General features: G+C 55.7%; 1 rRNA gene. It reads left to right on the top strand.

From position 1 onward, the window contains the following. Positions 1 to 1,037, top strand: a 23S ribosomal RNA gene (locus AB0E05_RS36460); the annotation flags it as partial. Positions 1,038 to 1,067 lie beyond the last annotated feature (30 nt).

Genomic DNA, 1,067 nt, shown 5'->3' on the forward strand with positions numbered 1-1,067 from the left:
TTTCGGGGTTGCGAAGCTGAGAACTTAAGCGCCAGTAAACGGCGGTGGTAACTATAACCATCCTAAGGTAGCGAAATTCCTTGTCGGGTAAGTTCCGACCTGCACGAATGGCGTAACGACTTCTCGACTGTCTCAACCATAGGCCCGGTGAAATTGCACTACGAGTAAAGATGCTCGTTTCGCGCAGCAGGACGGAAAGACCCCGGGACCTTTACTACAGTTTGATATTGGTGTTCGGTTCGGCTTGTGTAGGATAGGTGGGAGACTGTGAACTCTGGACGCCAGTTCAGGGGGAGTCATTGTTGAAATACCACTCTGGTCGTGCTGGATGTCTAACCTGGGTCCGTGATCCGGATCAGGGACAGTGTCTGATGGGTAGTTTAACTGGGGCGGTTGCCTCCTAAAGAGTAACGGAGGCGCCCAAAGGTTCCCTCAGCCTGGTTGGTAATCAGGTGTTGAGTGTAAGTGCACAAGGGAGCTTGACTGTGAGACCGACGGGTCGAGCAGGGACGAAAGTCGGGACTAGTGATCCGGCGGTGGCTTGTGGAAGCGCCGTCGCTCAACGGATAAAAGGTACCCCGGGGATAACAGGCTGATCTTCCCCAAGAGTCCATATCGACGGGATGGTTTGGCACCTCGATGTCGGCTCGTCGCATCCTGGGGCTGGAGTCGGTCCCAAGGGTTGGGCTGTTCGCCCATTAAAGCGGTACGCGAGCTGGGTTTAGAACGTCGTGAGACAGTTCGGTCCCTATCCGCTGTGCGCGTAGGAGTCTTGAGAAGGGCTGTCCCTAGTACGAGAGGACCGGGACGGACGAACCTCTGGTGTGCCAGTTGTCCTGCCAAGGGCATGGCTGGTTGGCTACGTTCGGGAGGGATAACCGCTGAAAGCATCTAAGCGGGAAGCCTGCTTCGAGATGAGGACTCCCACCCACTTGATGGGGTAAGGCTCCCAGTAGACGACTGGGTTGATAGGCCAGATCTGGAAGCCGGGTAACCGGTGGAGGTGACTGGTACTAATAGGCCGAGGGCTTGTCCATATTTGCTCGCGTCCACTGTGTTAGTTCTGA

Origin of the sequence: Streptomyces sp. NPDC048057 (assembly GCF_040653095.1) — a bacterium.
GTDB lineage: Bacteria > Actinomycetota > Actinomycetes > Streptomycetales > Streptomycetaceae > Streptomyces.